We start from the raw sequence: 17,446 nt of genomic DNA, 5'->3' as shown, positions 1-17,446 counted from the left end.
AGACCTTATTCGTCTGAGGAGGAGTTGTGAAAGTCTTTTTGGTTGTAAGCTAATATACGTTTTTATGATCTATGGTTTTTTTATTATGCTTAATTGGCATTTTTGAAATGGCAAATCCGCCCTGTTTGCAGGCAGGTGACTCGTCCGTGCAGTGAAAACTCCGCAGGATTGCATCCAAGCCATTGATATCGAATGAAAAATATTGAGTCCCGGAGATAGCACATCCGTACTATTGGCCGGGATCTTCCGTGGAGGTAGATTCCGGGCAGCCCGATGCTTTGCATGAAGGCTGAAGATGACTTTGCCCGGACAGAATCAGTAATCAGGAAGTGCCATGAAACGCTTGCTTGCAGGAGCCGTTCTGGGGGTGTTTTCAGCGGTGGCCTGCATGGCCCTCGCCGCGAAGACAGATGGGCGCATTCCCCTGGAGACCTATATCGGCAAGTACCCATGGGAAAAGGTCAATGGCATCGCCTTTATCGAAGATCCTGACGTGCGGGCCGCCGTGATCAAGGCGGCACCTTCGGCCATGGTCAGCGATGCGGTGCTGGGTGAGGACATGATCAGTCCGATCCTCAAGGTCGATGACCGTTTGCTGGCATCGGGTTGGGATCGTCGCAGTGGTGGTTCAGTGAACTGGGCTATTCTTGCGGCGCTGGATGGCAGCCGCATGGCGCTGTGTTACTACGAAGAATACGACAACAACATGGCGTACTGGTATGTCGATGGCGAGATCGTCGTTACGACCACGGATGGCAGCGGCTGCCCGTCAGAAGCGGGTGACATCGCCGACATGGGCACATTTCCGATAGGCCCTGTTCCTGATGAGCTTATATATGACGAGCCTGTGCCGTCGGGTGCCGTGGTCAATTGAATACCGGGGTTTTCGTCTGCCTTGCAGACGTCATGATTTTCCTGGAGAGCTTACCTTGAAAGGTAGTTTGATAACGCTCATGGCCACGCTTGCCTGGGCAACCGCCGCAGGAGCCGAGACATCGGCCACGCTTTCGGAGCCTGTAGGTGGCTGGCGCTACAACGGTCTTCTGGACCGCAGTGAAAACCCTCGCGTCGCTTATCCCACGCCGCCCATCGATCGGGGCGTGGAGCGCAATCGCACCATGATCGAAGGCCAGCTCAAGGCGATCGGCAAACAGCGTGGGCCGCATGTGCTTTCGGTCAATGGCAACCCGTTGAATCTGTATACCGACGAAGAAGGGCGTTTTGCCCGGCCTTATGCATTTGGTGCCGGCTCCAACAGCGTCGAAGTGCGCAGTGCCGAAGGCAAGTCGCTCAAGCGCGTTCAGTTCTATGAAGCCAACAGCCAGCGAACCCCGGCGCGGATTCGCGTTGTGCTGGGCTGGGACGATCCCCAGGCCGAACTCGATCTGCACATCGTGACCCCCGACGGTCAGCATGCGTTCTTCGGGCATACGGCCTTGACCAACGGCGGCGGCCTGGACCCGGACGGGGTCGACGGGCCAGGCCCGGAAATGTTCACCATGACAGCTCCCATGAAGGGCACTTACCTGATTTACGTGAACTACTGGGGCAACTTCGGCAACGGCGGTTACAACTTCGATGAAGCCAGCAACAAACAGGAAGTCATTACTTCGCAGATAAGCCTGGTGCTCAACGAAAACACCGTCGATGAAAAACGCGAAACCTTCATCGTGCCTCTGCGTGCCATCGGTGACCTGCTGCTGGTCAAGACATTCAACTATTGATCATCCCGTCCCATGGATGAATTGGGTTTTGTGAACATGAGCGATAACTCGACTGCAACAGCGGCTTCCCAGTCTGCCGAAACACCTGTTGTCAAACGCCGTCCGGTGCTGCTGGCCGGGTTGTTTCTGGTGGCCGGTGTTGCCGGGGCAATGGGCTGGTTCATGCACAAACCCAAGGTGCAGGTGGCCGCCATTGCCAGTGACAGACTGGGCATGAGCCGCCCGGACGGCCTGCTGGAAACCCGATCCCTGAGCCAGTTGCCCAGGGACCTGCTGGCCGTGCCGTTCCTCAAGGAAACCCTGACCGAAGATTTCGTCTTCTATTACGAAACCCATGCCGATCGACTCGGCTTGATCGGCAGCCTGCGCAGAATCATCTACGAATACGACCTGAAGTTGCAGGACACCCTGATCGAACAGCTTCTCGATCAACCGGCGGATATTGCCCTGTGGCGTGGCAAGGATGGGCGGCTCAAGGATTTTCTGCTGGTCATGGACCGCGGAGGCCTGGCCAAGACTCTGGAGCCGCTGCTCAAAGTGTTGTACGACACCCAGTTGAACAATATTGGCGTACTGAAAGTGGGTGCCGATGAGGTGCCGCTCTATCAACTCAGTTACAACGCCAGCAAGTCACTGGTATTCGCATCCCACGGCGACAAGCTGGTGGTGCTGTCCAACCCGGCCAGGCTTGTGGGGCCGGACACCGCAACCCATGAACCGACATCTTCCGGCATGAGCCCGGCTGACGAGCAGGAAAACGGTTCCTCGCCCGCACCCGGCAGCGTTTCCACCGAAGCCATGGCCGCTTTGCTCAAGGGCGACAAACTGTTTACCGAAGCCTTCGGTCTGGAGCCACGGGCACCTGAGGTCAAGCAACGCCTGTCGGTCAACTCCAGTGTACTGGCCATGGGGTATCAGCGCTTTATCCCGAACTTCGCCGGCCTGCGTTTCGAGATGGATGACAAGGGCTGGCACAGTTTCCTGGCCATGGACGAACTGGAGAATCAGCCGGATCTGAACTTCAAGCCGATCTGGCAGGCCATGCCTATAGGGGCCAGCGCCTGCGTGGCCTTGCCGCTGGCTGCCGCCCAGCAGAAGCCGCTGCTGGTCAAACTGGGTGCACAGGATGCTGTGGCTCAGGCACTGACTGAGCACATCTCCGATTCGGCAGGCCTGTGCTGGTACGCCGACTCGCGCCTGTACACGCCGCTTCTGGTTGCCAGCCTCAAGCACCAGGAAAAAACCGGCCTCGACGCAGATCTGGGCAGCCTGTTCGGCTCCATGGTCGGTGCCTATGAGGCCAATGTCGCGGAAAAAGTGTTTCCTGTGATCGAGAAGCAGGAGGGCCAAACCCACCAATGGCAACGGCAGGTCAGTACCAACTTCGGGCCGTATCTGGCTCGCAATGCCGAGAATCCGGACGCCATCACCGGCAAGGCCTTCATGAAGGTCAGTCTGGCGCGTCATGGCTCGACGCTGCTGTTTTCCCTCGACGACAAGCTCGTGGACAAGGCCCTCGGCACCCTCGACAAGCGATTCCCGCCGCTGGCCGATGTATTGCCCAAGGACTCGCTGGTGCCGATCTACTTCAATCCCGGCTCCATGGCGCAACTGATGCAACAGGAAACCCTGGGCAGCCTGCCGAAAGACATGGAACCGGTGTTCTATAACGCCGCGCAGACCCATCTGATTCCCAAGCTGCGCAAGCTGGGCGGTTACGGCAAGTACGCACTCACGCTGCCGCAAGGCACCGAGCCCGACGGCCATTGGCAATGGCTGCCGCTGGAGTGGAAAGCCCTGTGATCACGCTTGTTCGAGGATTTGTCCTGTTGGCAATGCTGCTGGGCAGCCGGGCGTTTGCCAGTGAGGTGCCGCCGCTCGATGCGCAGCAATCCCAGGTGTTTCGTGCCTGGTTCGTGCGTATCGCCCAGGAACAGCTGGCCCAGGGACCCAGCCCGCGCTGGTATCAGCAGGACTGCGCGGGACTTGTGCGTTTTGCCAGTAATGAGGCGCTGAAGGTTCATGACGATAAATGGCTGCGCAGCAATGGCCTGTCGAACCGTTATCTGCCACCAGAACTGCAATTGAGCGAGGCTCAGCGAGGGCTCGCCCAGCAATGGCAGCAGGGGGGAGGCAAGGTCGGCCCGTACGTGAATGCCATCAAGCTTATCCAGTTCAACAGCCATCTGGTGGGACGCGACGTGACCCAGGCTCGCCCCGGCGACCTGCTGTTTTTCGATCAGGGCGACGACCAGCACCTGATGATCTGGATGGGGCGCTACATCGCCTATCACACCGGCACCACAACCCCCACTGACAACGGCATGCGCTCCGCGAGCCTGCAGCAACTCATGACATGGAAGGACACCCGATGGATACCCGACGCTGCCAACCCCAATTTCATCGGCGTCTATCGACTCAACTTTCTCTCCCAATGATCGGTGCCCGCATGCCGCGTATCTGTTCTCTGATTTCATTGCTTCTGGCGTTGCTGATCCCCGTGGCCAGTACCCACGCCGAAGACAGCGTTGCACCCAGCGGTTATAGCCCGGTGTCCGGCGAAAGCTTTTTCCTGCTGGCGGACAGCAGCTTTTCCAGCAACGAACAGGCGCTGGTCCGCCTGGAAGCGCCGGGGCGTGACTATCGCCGGTTTCGCATGGAGCCTTACGGTGGCGCAGACATTCGCGTATATCGCATAGAAAAACCGCTGGATTTCCTCAAGCGGCAGAAGAACCTGCACCGCGTGGTCAGTGAGGGCCAGTTCAAGGGCGAAGGCTTGTCCAACACCCTGGCTTATCTGTGGGACAACTGGTACCGCACCTCACGTCGCGTGATGCAGAGAGCGTTTTCCTACGAGTCCCGTAAGCAGGTGACCGAGGAAGTGCCTGAACTGAAGATGGGCAACGCCATCGCTGCGCCGACACCTTTCGAGTCTCAGCCCCAATTCGCCCTGATCCCCGGCCTGCCGGTTGTCAGCCAGTTCCGTTACCCGCTGTGGGAAGCCAAACCTATCCAGCCACCGGCCGGCGTGGATCTGAGCGGTTCGTCCAGCAAGTTCGTCACTGTGGTGCCGGGCAACGTCTATATCCCGCTGGGCCAGTTGAAGCCAGGCCTGTATCTGGTGGAGGCGCTGATCGGCAAGTACCGCGCCACGACCATGGTCTTCGTTTCCAATACCGTGGCAGTGAGCAAGATTTCCGGTGACGAGCTTCTGGTATGGGCCGCCCGCAAGCATGACGGCAGTTCGGCACCCAAGGTCAATGTGCTGTGGACCGATGGCCTGGGCGTAATGAGCAGCGGGGCGACCGACAACGATGGCTTGCTGAGACTGAAACACGTCAGCCCCGAGCGCTCGTTCGTGATCGGTGAAGACGAAGAGGGCGGTGTCTTCGTTTCGGAAAACTTCTATTACGACAGCGAAATCTACGACACCAAGCTTTATGCCTTTACCGACCGGCCCATGTACCGGCCCGGGGACTGGGTGTCGCTGAAGATCGTCGGTCGCGAGTTCAAGAATGCCCGTGATTCGGTTGCGCCGACCGCTGCCGATGTGGAGGTCACGGTGCTCGATGCCACAGGAACTGCACTGCAATCGCTGCCATTGAAGTTTGACGCCGTGTCCGGTGCCCAAGGGCGTTTCCAGTTGCCGGATAACGCCGTGGCGGGCGGCTATGAATTGCGTTTCAGCTACAGGGACCAGGCCTACAGCAGTGCCTTCCGGGTGGCGGAATACATCAAGCCGCATTTTGAAGTGTCGCTGAACCTGGCCAGACAGGACTACGGCACCGGCGAGCCGGTAAAAGGCAATCTGGTGTTGCTGTATCCGGACGGCAAGCCGGTGGCCAATGCCAAGGTGACCCTGAGTCTGCGCGCCCAGCAACTGTCCACGGTCGATAACGAGCTGCAATACCTCGGGCAATTTCCGGTGGAGCTGACCAGCACCGAACTGACCACCGATGCCAAGGGCAATGCGCCCCTTGATCTGCCTGCTGCCGACAAGCCCAGCCGTTACATGCTTACCGTGTTCGCCAGTGATGGTGCGGCGTATCGGGTCAAGACCACCCGGGAAATCCTTATCGACCGCGGCGCGGCCAGTTTCCGCCTCACTGCGCCCCGGCGTTTCAGTGCCGTGGGCGAGAAGGTTGCGTTCAGCTATCAGAATGAAGGCAGCAGCGAGCCGCTCAAGTCCGTGACGCCGAGCAGCTACAAGTGGGTTCGTCTGGAAGACCAGACCAGTGGCGGCGACAAGCTCGCGGTTACAGCAAAGGATTTCAGCCTGACCTTCGAGCGTCCGGGTACCTACAACCTGACCCTGCTGGATGAGCATGGCCGCCTGCTGGGCGCCACCGGGCATTCCGTGACCGGTGACGGCGTCAAGGCCGTGCCGGGCACCGTGGAAATCATCTTCGACAAGCCCGAGTACAAGGTGGGCGACGAAGCCCTGGCGTTGATCACTTTCCCCGAGCCGGTCAGCGATGCGCTGCTGTCTCTGGAGCGCGACAAGGTCGAGGCCACAGCCTTGCTGTCCAGGGGCGGCGACTGGCTGAAGATGGAGAAACTCAACGACACCCAATACCGGGCCCGGATTACGGTAAAGGACGCCTTTGCGCCGAACCTGACCTTCTCGGTCCTGTACACCAAAGGCGGCCAGTACAGCTTCCAGAATGCGGGTATCAAGGTAGTTGCGCCGCAGATAGACGTGGCCATTGCCACGGACAAGGAAGATTACCAACCGGGTGATATCGTCTCGGTGGAACTGACCACACACTTCGCTGGCAAACCGGTCCCGGCACATCTGACGGTCAGTGTGGTGGACGAAATGATCTACGCGCTGCAACCGGAAATCGCACCGACCATCGACCAGTTCTTCTATCACCCACGCCGCAATAACGTGCGCACCAGTGCCAGTCTGTCGTTCATCAGCTACGACGTGGCATTGCCGGGCAGTCCGAGTGCGCCGGGCAAGGCCAACCGCAGCGAGCGGGGGGTGAAAGTGCTGGAGCGGCCGAGACGTGAGGACGTCGACACCGCTGCATGGGAACCCGAGCTGGTGACCGACGCCAATGGCAAGACGCGCTTTACCTTCAAAATGCCGGACTCGCTGACCCGCTGGCGCATCACGGCCCGCGCCATCGATCAGAACGGTCAGGTCGGGCAGAAAAAGCAGTTTGTACGTTCGGAAAAACCGCTTTACCTGAAATGGAGCGGCCCGACCCGATTCCGTACAGGCGACCAGCCTGATCTGGGTGTGTTTGCTTTCAGTCAGGCGGATAAACCGATCAAGGCCGAACTGGTGACGCAGTACGCCGGCACCGGGCAGCGTGTGCCCGTCACCCTGAACAAGGGCATCAACTACATTGCGTTGCCAGGGTTTGCACTGGCCAGTGGCGAGTGGACGGCGCAACTGATTCAGGACGGAAAAGTCGCCGATGCACTGGCCGTGAATCTGACCGCGACCGGGGAAGGCTGGCAGGTGACGCAAAACCGGAGCCTGGACGCCGTCAGCGGCGACAATCCGCTGGCCTTGCCGAGCGATGCAACGGGTATCCGCCTGCGTCTGGACGACAGCCCGCAAGCGCTGTTCCGTTCGGCTCTCGACGATTTGCTGAGCTACCCCTATGGCGGCGTCGAGCACACGGCCAGCGGGCTGTTGCCGCTGAGCATGGCCTATCCGATCCTGTCGTCGAATCCTCAGGTCAGGGACCGTCTGCGCCTGATCATGCAGAACAGCCGTTTGCGGCTGGTGCAAATGGCCGGTCCTTCGGCGAGCTTTACATGGTGGGGCTATGACGTTGAGCCGGATGCGTTCCTGACGGCCTACGCCTATTACGCCGACTGGCACGCCAGCAAGGCTCTGGAGCTGCATCTGCCGCCGGAGCATTGGCAACGGGTGCTGGAGGTGTATGCGAAACAGGCCAGAAACACGCCTCTGCTGCAACGGGCGCTGATCCTGTCGTTTGCCAGACAAATGCAATTGCCGGTCAACACCTTGCTCAGTGGCTTGATGGATGATCTGGCGAAGGCCGGTGAGGGGCCTCAGGCGAACCTGTTGGACAGTGGTGAAGACAGCATGGTCATGAGCGCCCCGGATTCTGCATTGGGACTGGCCGCAGCGCGTGCACTGACCGCTTCCCTGGCCCGGCAGTCGAAAGTGACGTTGCCGGAGGCTTTCAGCCGTCAACTTCCGGATGCCCAGCAACGTCTGGCTGTCAGCTCCCAGCCCTTTGTCGAAGCCTTGAACCTGTCGCTGCAAGGCTTCGATCAGGGCCGTGCCCATGCGTTGCTGCAACGTCTGCTGCCACAGCAATCGACGCTGGAGCGCGCCCTGGCCTTGAGCTGGTTGCAACGCAGCATCGAGCAGGCTTCGCCTACCATCGCTCTGGCACCGGGTGAAGGCTGGAAGAAACGATACGGCGACAGCGGTGAAATGTACTGGATCTGGCAGGGGGCTACTCCCGTGCCAGCGGTATTGTCGTTGTCCGGGACCCAGGAACGCCCGCTGCGGGCCTTGCTGAGCTATCAGACCCGGCAGCCGGCAATCGATCCGATGGCTGTGACCGTCACCCGTCGCCTGTCGCGCCTTGTACCGGGAGACGAAGCGTTCAAGTTCAGTCTCGAAGCGGTCGATGGCAAGCCCTTGTCCAGTGACAGCCTTTATCTTGACGAGGTGATCGTCACCAGCAAAGCCGCCAAACCGCTGCGCTACGGCATGATCGAAGTGCCACTGCCACCGGGCGCGGATGTCGAGCGCACCACCTGGGGTATCAGGTTGCAGGGCAAGGTCGGCACTGAACCGACGGCGCTGGAAAAGGCCCGTTTTGAGCCGGGGCAAATGGCTTACGCCATTCCAGTGGATGCCTTGAGCGGCGAATTGCGGGTACGCCATCTGGTGCGTTTCTCGCAAAAAGGCCAGTTCAAGCTGCCGCCGGTGCGTTTCACTCAGGTCTATGCGCCGCAGAATCAGGCTATGGAAACAAAGCCTGCCTATGGTCAGGTCAAGGTCGACTGAGATGATCCGGCGTCTGTCATGGCTGGTACTGCTTTTGCTCCCTGCGCTGGCGACAGCGCAGGAAGACCCTGTGCTGATTGGGTTCAAGGGCGAACTGCTGTCTTTGAACCAGACCCGACTGCTGTCGCGAGAGCCTTTACCTGCGGATTTGCAGACGCATCTGGGCAGCCTCTGGAAACTCTTTGTCTACGCATGGCTGGTGGATACCGGTGCCCATGAACCGGCCTATGAGTGCCGTGGCCAGTCGAAAGAGGAGGTGTATTGCTGCACGGCGGGTGGCAAGGTCGAGCGGGATCAGGCCTTGGTGAAATCCTGTGGCCTGTACTTCGAGCCGCAACGCCTGGCCATTTCCGAAGCCGACTGGCGTTCGTACTGGCAAGCACGCAAGGCCCCGCAATGGTTGCTCGGCCTTCAGTCGTTGCAGCCCGCTACACAGGTGCCTGTCGCGGAACTGCTCGGGATGCTGGCCGTGTTGCCTGCTCAGGATCAGGCGCGGCGAGTATTGCTGGATGTGGTGTTGAGCGCGGCTGACGGTAATGTCGTGGGCGAACTGGGTGGTCGATTGCGGGTGAAAACCTGGAGCTGGTTCGAGGAGCGCGACAGCGGGTTGCGGCAGGGCGGGTTCGCCGGCTGGACGGTGGATGGCACGCCTGTCTGGGCCAGAGGGCGGGGCACCAGCCAGACGGTACTGCGCAATTATGGCCAGGCCATCGCATCGGTGCTGCCTGCCGGGTGGCCCGCGGAGCCGGGGCGTTGCGTCGAAGTGGATCTGTTCTCACGCTATCCGGTGGCGCGCGTTCTTGCGGCAGGCCGTATTGTGGAGTCGGGGCCTTTGCTGGGGGATTATCGCGTCGAGTTTGCCAATGGCAATCAACTGGATATACACAGCGACGGCGAACTCTTCCTGATGCAGGACAAGCTGGTCGCGCGTCTGGACCGTGAGGAATATGTCGCCCGTGTGCTGCAACGTGAAGCCTCGGCCAATCCTCCCGAAGCGGCCAAGGCCCTGGCCATCGCGATTCGCACTTACCTGCTGCAGAATGCCAGCCGTAACGGCGAGTGTCTGGCCATCGACGACAGCAGCAATCGTCAGCGCGTTGCCCCACGCCCGGCCTCTGCGGAGGCCCGTCAGATCGCCGCCTGGACCAGCGACCTGGTACTGGCGGGTAGCAACATCACTTACCACTCCACTCAACCCGGTTCCGACAAGCTTTCCTGGCAGCAGGCTGTGGAGCAGGCCGAAGCCGGTCAGCGTTACGACGCGATCCTGTTGCACGCTTATCCGCGCACCAGCCTCAGTCGCTGGGACAACCCGGTCGCATCCTGCAGACCGCTTCCGGCCGCCCAGGACTGGTTGCAGAATCAGCGCCGGGGCTGGCGTCAACGACTCGAAAGCGAAGCGGGCTATAACGAAGTCGGCACATTTACCGTCTGCCAGCTGGCTTTCGGCAACCCTTACGTCGACCGCGAGCGCAAGCGCATCTACGTGCGTGGCGTGCTGTCACTTCAGGACCGTCTCGACCTTACCCATGAATACCTTCACCTGGCGTTTGAAGCGCACCCTGTCGGCCAGGATGAAACCTATATCGAAGGTCTGGCCCGGCGTCTTTTGCTGGAATAGATCCCGGAGTGCTGTCATGCAGAAAACGATTCCATGCCTGATTTTGCTGTCCTTTGCCCTGGCGGCATGTGGTCCCAATGAACTGGTTTCCAGTCTGCCTTCGCCAGATGGAAAGCATCATGTCGAGGTTCGCAGATGTCCCGAGAGCGGTTCCATAACATGGGGTGAAAAGCTACAGGTTTCCGTTCTTGATGCGGGTGTATCGGCAGCGTGCCAGTCCGCTGTGGAACCCTGGGCACAATTTGATATCACGACCCCCGAGCCTCCGAAACTCGACCTGTTACAACTCGAATGGGCGAGTGATACTCAACTCAGAGCCTGGTATCCGGGTTTCAAACCGGTTGAAGGACCCCGAACCTGGACTTACAAGCGGAACACACCGGTCAAGGTGATCTTCCAGCCGTGATGTATCACGTGGTGGGAGTTCGCCCGGCGCGCTGTCGCCCAGCAAACAGGTGCGGTGTGGTTACTGATTGAGGGGCCGGCCCCGCCTGACGGCGGGGTTCCCTGCGCTCCGGCACTGATCCGGCGGTCGCGGCAATGGGTCATCCATGGCCCGGTGCGGCTAACTCTGCATCCTTGCAGAGTTACCACCGGATCAGTGCCTCCACTCAGCCTTCACCAACGTCGCGTTCTGCGGTGCTCTCACGACTGCGGCAAAGAGTTTTCTGCTTTTGCTTGTGCTTTTATGAACCGAGATGGCACAGACGCCGCCGATTGCGACGTAAGGGAAGGCCGAGTGGAGGTATTGCGTAGTGGGTTGCAAGGCAGGACGCCGAGCAAGCGCCGCAGGGCCAGGGACGGCCCTTCGGCGCGTACCCACGGAGCAATGCCGGGGCCGAACCGGAGCCCATGGTTTCCCCCCTTTGCCGAAACAAAGGGAGCCGCCGTAAAGGCGGAACCGGTATAACCAGCCCATACCGATAATGGATATGTCCACCGGAGCGCGTTTTACCCCACGCGTCTGTTTGATCAGAGGCAGCTTGCTGGCGACTTCATTACGGGTATGACAGGCCACCGGGCACGACATATTGGCTGCCGTCATAGTCGAGGGTGCGTCTGGAGCTGACAGGTTTGCCTTCGGTCCGTTGGCAATCCTCACCCTTGCGCCGGTTTTGCGTGTCGATGACTTTTTCCTCGATATTCAGGCTGGCAAAGCCATGGCTTTGTTTCTCTGCGATGGACAGGGTGCGCAGTGTCCGGGTGAAGTCGCCGTTGCACATACCATCCCATTCGCCGCTGCTTCTGCTGACTTCCACTGTGTTCATGACCGGGCGCAACTTTGCGCCGTCGAGCACATAGAGGTTCAGGGTCGTGCTGGCAAAAGGGTTGACTCTGGATGCGCCGTCGTAAGAGATCCGTACGCCGAAAGCTCTGAGACGCGGCGTCAGCTGATAGCGGGCGGTATCCAGGCTGAGGTTTTCAAACGATATGGCGTCCGAGGTGATTGCAGCACTCTGGTAGTGCCGGGCAACGATCTGGCCACTGGCAGCGTCGGCCATGATCACGCCAAGGCCATAGTCACCCTGAGCATCTTCATCCACCGTCTCGGCAAAGGGCAGGGCCGCCAGTATCTGTCCGGGATTGGCTGGATTGACCTTGCATACAGCGCGTTCGCTGTCGAATTTCAGATCGGGCTTCAGGGTCCTGGCCCAGTTCTGCAACTGCTCCGTGCAGTCGGCTGAGGCCAGCAGAGGGAAGAACAGCAGCGCCATGGCGGCGAATTTATTCATTGTCGGATTTCATTCCTGCAAATGGGAACGCGATAGTCGGGGTCTGCAAGTGCCTTGGCGTTGTAGCACGAATCGGCGTGCAGTCGTGGGCAGCGCCTAAGGTCCCCATCTCTCCAGAACGACATTCTCGATAGAGGGATCGAAGACCACCGCAACTCGCCCTGTCGATTCATGAAGTGCCTGGAAGAAAGCCTGCAAGAGAGTCCCACAGGTTTCGTCGCCTACCGGCCTGTCGGCCGTTTCAGGCGCAGCCCCCAGCGTCCAGATAACCTCCGGGCCTCCCTCTTCAAAACATCGTTCTGGCCAGGCGAAGAACGATGAGTCAGGTTTGCCGTTCACCCTGAGGGTCACGACCTGGCCTGTCCGTCGTCCTTCAAGATCGATCTGGTACTGCCCGTCGGAGGTTTCATAGGTGCCGGATGCGGTTTTCCTGAACTGGACGGGATGTCCTGATTTCATTCTGTGGGTCCGGGACCCGGAGGACGGAGCGCGCAAGGTGCTCATGGCCATCCAGCCGAGCAGGACCACGCCCGATACCAGTACGGCCCACAAGCCAATACGTTTCCAGTCGATGCTGCTTTCGGCTGTCTGGGGCAGCCTGACCGGTTCGCTCAGCGGTTCGGCGCTGCTCAGGTTGTTCATCTTCCGGGCGTCGTAATCCGGGATCAGGGTGGCCAGGGGCAGGTTGGCAGGTCTGGCGGTCGGGTTGCCGATAGCCAGTGAGTACGGGCCGTTGCCGCGTGCCAGAAATACCACCTGAGGCGCTCGCACGGCAAACCGCAGGGAAGGTGGCTGGCTACCCAGACCGCCACCACGCTCATCCACTTCAAGTTTCAACTGACGCACGATTGTGCCGGATGCCTGTATTTCATCCTGAGTCACGTCCTGGCCATTTTGCGTCAGACGGTACACCAGGCCGCTGCCAAGCGTCTGCCAGGGGCTCTTGCTGTCCGGTCGCCCGTACACGGTGCCGGGTGCCAGGCTGTTGGCCTGGGCGATATCGAATTTGAGGCGTTCGACGGGCAGGGCGGCGGGCAATTGCCAGAGGTAACTGCCCGGTTTTTCGAGGCTGCCTGCCAGCGGTTGTGACCAGGTGAGAGGCACTTGCGGTGTGTCACTGCTGGCGATGAGCAGTTGCGCCGCAGTCAGTGTTGGCGCGCTCTCTGGCGTCTTCCACAACAGGCGCAGATAACGTGCGGTGCGGCCAGGCAGATTGACCTGACGCTGCTGCACCACATCGCTGGCAAACGACAGACGCGCCACCTGGCCCTCACCCCAGACTTGCCAGTGCTGCAGATCATCGCTGGCCTCGATGCTGAAACGCTGGAAGCCTTCACGCCCGGTACTCCAGTCCAGGATCAATTGTTTCAGTGGCTGCTTTATGGCGCTGGTGTCCAGCAACCAGCCGCGCAGCACTTCGTTGCCGGCTTCGATGGCACCTTGCGGCTGCACCTCGACCAGCGTGCCGCTGGCACTGCGCTCAACGCGGATTCGGGGCGCGCTGTCGGGAGCGTCTGCTGCGCTGTACAACGGAAACCATTTGACCGAAACCGGCGTCGGCTCCTGTCGGGACTGAACCGGGTCATAGGCCAGAGCATACGCCTGGGCCTGGCCTTCGCTGTTGAAGACCCGCAAGTCGCCCAGAGCGCTTTGGCGCGAGTTGAGCTGCACGGTCAGCGGCAGTTCGATGCGATACCAGGGGCCGCCGCCATTGAGTTTCAAGGGCGTGTGGCTGGCAAAGTCGGCCGGGTTGTCCTGAGCACTGACGAATGTCGAACCCAGCAGGGCCAGGTTGCACAGCACGATCCTGAATAGCGGCGGATGACTCAAGCAGGCAATCCTCATGATCAATAGGTCTCTGTAGTGTTTGCCGGTTTTTTCGGTGGAAGCGGGGCGAAATACCCCACCACCAACAGCAGGACGCCAACGCCGATGAAGGACACGATGCGTGCCATTCCTCCCCGGTCGCTCAATTCGACCAGGAACAGTTTGGCGACCACGACACCGATCAGCAGCGCGCCGGTGATCCAGATTTCACGCTGGCCGCGAATATGGCCGCCGACCATCAAGGCCAGTGCCATCAGGGTCCAGACGATGGACAACACCGCCTGATCCAGCATGGGGTCGATCTGGTACCAGTCCCAATGCCGGGCAGTGCGCAGCACCGTGGCGGTGATCAGGGCGAACAACGAAGCGCCTGCAATGATCACCGCCAATCGTTCTGCGCGCGGTACGGTGATGCCGAGGCGTGGCAGGTTATGGTGGGTCCAGCTCACGATCCCCAGCAGGGCGAACGCCAGGCCCAGATCGAGAGGGTTCAGCAAGGGCACGTAAGGCAGAGGTTCGGTGTAGCCACGGCTGTAATAGTTGGTCAGCCAGAACCACGCCAGCATGAACAACGCGACGGGCAGTGCGGCCCACACGCGATAAGCCCTGGCATGGGTATTGACCGGCCAGCTCCATGTCCGGCTGGAGGCCATGCCCAGCAGATACAGACTTGGCAGCAATGTGCCTGCCATCGTGTTCCACGCGCTGTTGGGGGCGTTCGATCTGATCAGGGTGTCTACGCCGTAGAACAACTCCACACTCAGTATGAAGAGGGTCAGCCAGCAACCCAGGATGTGCGCCAGTGACAGTGCCTGGCGGGGCAGGAGATCTGTCAGGCGACGCAGGGAAAACAGATGCACGGCCAGCAATGCGCCCCAGCCCACCCAGGCCCAATCGGCAAAAAGGTGCTGAGTGTCGGTCATCGCGCCGACCAGCAGGATCAGGCTGACGGGTGTCAGCCACAGGCTCAGCGCCGCCAGCCCGCTCCAGCGCCAACGCAGGGCCAGCAAGGTCCACACGCCTATGCTTGCGGCCACCGACAGCAGCAACCAGGTCGGGAACAGGGTGTGCGACGAGAAGCGCATGAGCGCGATGATAAAGGCCAGCCCCCACCACAGGCTGCCCCACACCAGCAACATGCCTGAGAGCACACTGTCCTTGAGGTAGCGCAGAGTCTTGATGCGATGCACGAACAAGGCACTGAGCAGGGCGGCCAGGGCGATGATCATGGGCGTCCAGAAATCGCCTTGCAGTGTCAGGGAATACCACTGGAGCATCTGCTGGATGAACGCCAGTCCCGCAGCAACCTGCAACAGCAAGCCAAAACCACGTGCCAGCACGCGCTGCTGACGCAGGCCCAGCCAGAAAATCGCCGCGCCCTCGATGGCCCATGCACTGGTGGTCCATTTAGCGCCAAGCCCCAGCGGGATTGCCAGTGTGGCGAAGACCACGCCCAGTGCCAGGCAGGTTTCTACCAGCAACAACGCGCGACCCGGAGCCCGGCCCGAGAGCAGGCGAGCGATGCCCATGTATAGCAGACCCAGCGCCAGTGCGCTGAAAGCGGTGCCGAACTCCATGTCGGCAGTCAGTGCATATTGCAGGCCGAAGCCTATGAGGGGCGTACCGAACAGCAGCGTGCCATCGACATGGTCGCCCTGACGTCTGGACCAGCGCAGCATCGCTTCGCGACTGTCATCTTCGGGTGCATCACTGCGCTGCTGCAGTTTGTGCCGGGCGAACAGCAGGCCGATGGCCAGGTACATCAGGAAGAACAGGACCAGGAACGGCTCGACGCTCCAGAACAGTTCCGGCCTGTACGAGCGCAAGCCCCAGGCAAAGCCGATGCCGAATGTCCCGATAAAGCCGATCAGGTTAAGCAGGCGCCAGGCCTTGAACCAGGCAATGGCGAAAATTCCGGCATTGAGCAGGACAAAGTAACTGAACAGCGTGATATGGCTGCCCTGGCCGGTAGACGACAGGATGGGCGCGGCGAAACCACCAATGGTGGCGGCGCAGGCCAGGGCCAGCGAGTTTTGCGTGACGGCCAGCATTGTCGAGAACAGCATGACGCCGACCAGCAGGACAAAACCCAGGCCCGGGTCCAGCAGTTCATGCACCCGCATGGCACCAAGGACCGTCAGGTACAGCACGCCGACCCCGGTGCCTTGCATCATCAAGGCGAAGGTGGCGTTGCGTTGGCGCAGCCACCAGCCCAGGCCGAGCAATGCCATGGCACTGGCGGCGACGCCTGCATAGCGTGCCTCGATCGGCACCACTACGCCTTCGGTTGCATAGCGCAGCAGAAACGCCAGCCCCATGAACAGTACGACTGCGCCAACCCGCAGCACGGTATTGCCGCCCAGCAGCCAGTTTCGCGCAGCCTCGAACGCAGCGTTCAACGGGTCAGGTCGTGCAACAGGTTGAGTGGTCGGTTTGGTGTCAACTTCAGGTTGCGCAGCGGCGGCCAGTTCTTCCGGCAGGTCCCAGACCAGTTCCGGCCCGCTGTCCCGGGTCGTCACAATGATTGCATCGTCAGGCAAGGGGATTGTGGCCTGCGCCGCTTCAGGCCTGGCGGGTGGCGATTCCAGATTGGCAATGCGCTGCTGAAGGACTTCGATCTGCTCTCTCTGGCTGACGGACTCCATGCGCAGTCTTGCAACTTGCCGCTTCAGCCACAGGCCCAGTGCCAGAAGAACAAGGGACAGGCCGAAAAGCCAGGCATAAGGCGGATTCTCGGCAAGGTATTCAAAGATTTCCAGCCCGGTTTCCAGAAAAATCGGCAGCACGCGGCGACATCCTTTCAGGCCAGGAGCGGCTCACTATTGAGCGTTTGGCGGTAATCGAAATGGTAGTACTGAACAAACCGATATGAATGGGCGAGTTGTGAAGTCAGTCATTGTATTGACTAACTTAGAGTGTTTGAGAGTCTGCTTGAATAGTACACCTGTACTATTTTCCCGAACGCCAGCCAGACCGTATAACGGCCTGCGCACTTTATAGCGCCTCATCGAAAAGATGGACGGCCAGTCTGTCATATCAACTGATTTGGAGTTTGGGATATGCGGTTCCTGATAGTCATTTTGTCAGCTCTGACGCTTGGCGGTTGTGCCAATACACCCTTGGGAAACCTGTTGAATAACCAGCGTTTTCAGACAACCGATGATGTGCAGGCATCCTGGGTAGGTTCATCCCTGGACGATCTGATCATGTCTTGGGGGACGCCGCAAAACAGCTTTCCAATGGCGGGAGGTGCGGCAAGCATGATTTCTTATGAATATGTCTGGCTTGCAGGCGCGAGCGGAGATAACCCCAGATATTCCAGATGTGTTCAACGCTTCCTTGTCGAAGGGGGCATTATTACCAAATGGGGTATATCCGGAGGTTGTCCGAAACAACCCAAGAATGCCAAATCGATTCCAGACACGCCCGTTCCTAAACCGACACTCTGACAGGTTATTTCAGAGCGTATATTCATCGGTAACCTGTTAGCCTATTCCGCCGCTTCACCCGACGATGCTTTATCCTCGCCAAA

10 protein-coding genes and 1 pseudogene are annotated in these 17,446 nt (G+C 59.9%); 8 read left to right on the top strand and 3 right to left on the bottom strand.

Annotated elements, in window-relative coordinates; translation table 11 throughout:
* Positions 1–334 precede the first annotated feature (334 nt).
* From JSY17_RS10070 to JSY17_RS10040, 7 genes are all read left to right on the top strand, one after another.
* Entirely contained in the window at positions 335–874 is a 540-nt protein-coding gene (locus JSY17_RS10070) for a hypothetical protein (RefSeq protein ID WP_117183262.1), read from the top strand.
* A 79-nt stretch (positions 875–953) separates the two neighbouring features.
* Entirely contained in the window at positions 954–1,724 is a 771-nt protein-coding gene (locus JSY17_RS10065; protein ID WP_206401769.1) for a YfaP family protein, read from the top strand.
* Between the two features lie 36 nt (positions 1,725–1,760).
* The gene (locus tag JSY17_RS10060) at positions 1,761–3,527 is read left to right on the top strand and encodes a DUF2138 domain-containing protein (protein ID WP_206401624.1); all 1,767 of its coding nucleotides are present in this window, start codon (positions 1,761–1,763) and stop codon (positions 3,525–3,527) included.
* The gene (locus JSY17_RS10055; RefSeq protein ID WP_117163200.1) at positions 3,497–4,162 is read left to right on the top strand and encodes a DUF1175 domain-containing protein; all 666 of its coding nucleotides are present in this window, start codon (positions 3,497–3,499) and stop codon (positions 4,160–4,162) included. Before JSY17_RS10060 ends, JSY17_RS10055 begins: the two co-directional genes overlap by 31 nt.
* A complete protein-coding gene (locus tag JSY17_RS10050) occupies positions 4,159–8,733 on the top strand; it encodes an alpha-2-macroglobulin family protein (RefSeq protein WP_206401623.1) in 4,575 nt (1,524 codons plus the stop codon). The genes JSY17_RS10055 and JSY17_RS10050 overlap by 4 nt, the downstream gene beginning before the upstream one ends.
* A 1-nt stretch (position 8,734) precedes the next feature.
* Positions 8,735–10,354 (top strand): DUF2300 domain-containing protein, encoded by a 1,620-nt coding sequence (locus JSY17_RS10045; RefSeq protein WP_206401622.1) that lies wholly within the window; start codon positions 8,735–8,737, stop codon positions 10,352–10,354.
* A 16-nt stretch (positions 10,355–10,370) separates the two neighbouring features.
* On the top strand, positions 10,371–10,760 hold the full coding sequence (locus tag JSY17_RS10040; RefSeq protein WP_206401621.1) for a hypothetical protein: 390 nt from the start codon (positions 10,371–10,373) through the stop codon (positions 10,758–10,760).
* A 592-nt stretch (positions 10,761–11,352) separates the two neighbouring features.
* Here JSY17_RS10040 and JSY17_RS10035 read toward each other — a convergent pair.
* The 3 genes and pseudogenes from JSY17_RS10035 to JSY17_RS10025 form a co-directional block, all read right to left on the bottom strand.
* Positions 11,353–12,087: a PA3715 family protein gene (locus tag JSY17_RS10035; protein ID WP_206401620.1), complete on the bottom strand. Its 735-nt coding sequence runs from the start codon at positions 12,085–12,087 to the stop codon at positions 11,353–11,355.
* Between the two features lie 486 nt (positions 12,088–12,573).
* A pseudogene (locus tag JSY17_RS10030) lies at positions 12,574–13,932 on the bottom strand (DUF3999 domain-containing protein); the annotation flags it as partial.
* Positions 13,933–13,934: 2 nt separating this feature from the next.
* Positions 13,935–16,700: a DUF2339 domain-containing protein gene (locus tag JSY17_RS10025; protein ID WP_263943077.1), complete on the bottom strand. Its 2,766-nt coding sequence runs from the start codon at positions 16,698–16,700 to the stop codon at positions 13,935–13,937.
* Between the two features lie 273 nt (positions 16,701–16,973).
* On the opposite strand from JSY17_RS10025, the gene JSY17_RS10020 reads away from it, so the two are divergent.
* Positions 16,974–17,363 (top strand): hypothetical protein, encoded by a 390-nt coding sequence (locus JSY17_RS10020; protein ID WP_117163206.1) that lies wholly within the window; start codon positions 16,974–16,976, stop codon positions 17,361–17,363.
* The last annotated feature ends 83 nt before the right edge of the window (positions 17,364–17,446 follow it).

The sequence above is a fragment of the Pseudomonas capsici genome (assembly GCF_017165765.1).
Classification (GTDB): domain Bacteria; phylum Pseudomonadota; class Gammaproteobacteria; order Pseudomonadales; family Pseudomonadaceae; genus Aquipseudomonas; species Aquipseudomonas capsici.
The sequence above is the reverse complement of the archived record's forward strand: the minus strand, read 5'-3'. Positions and strand labels throughout refer to the sequence as shown.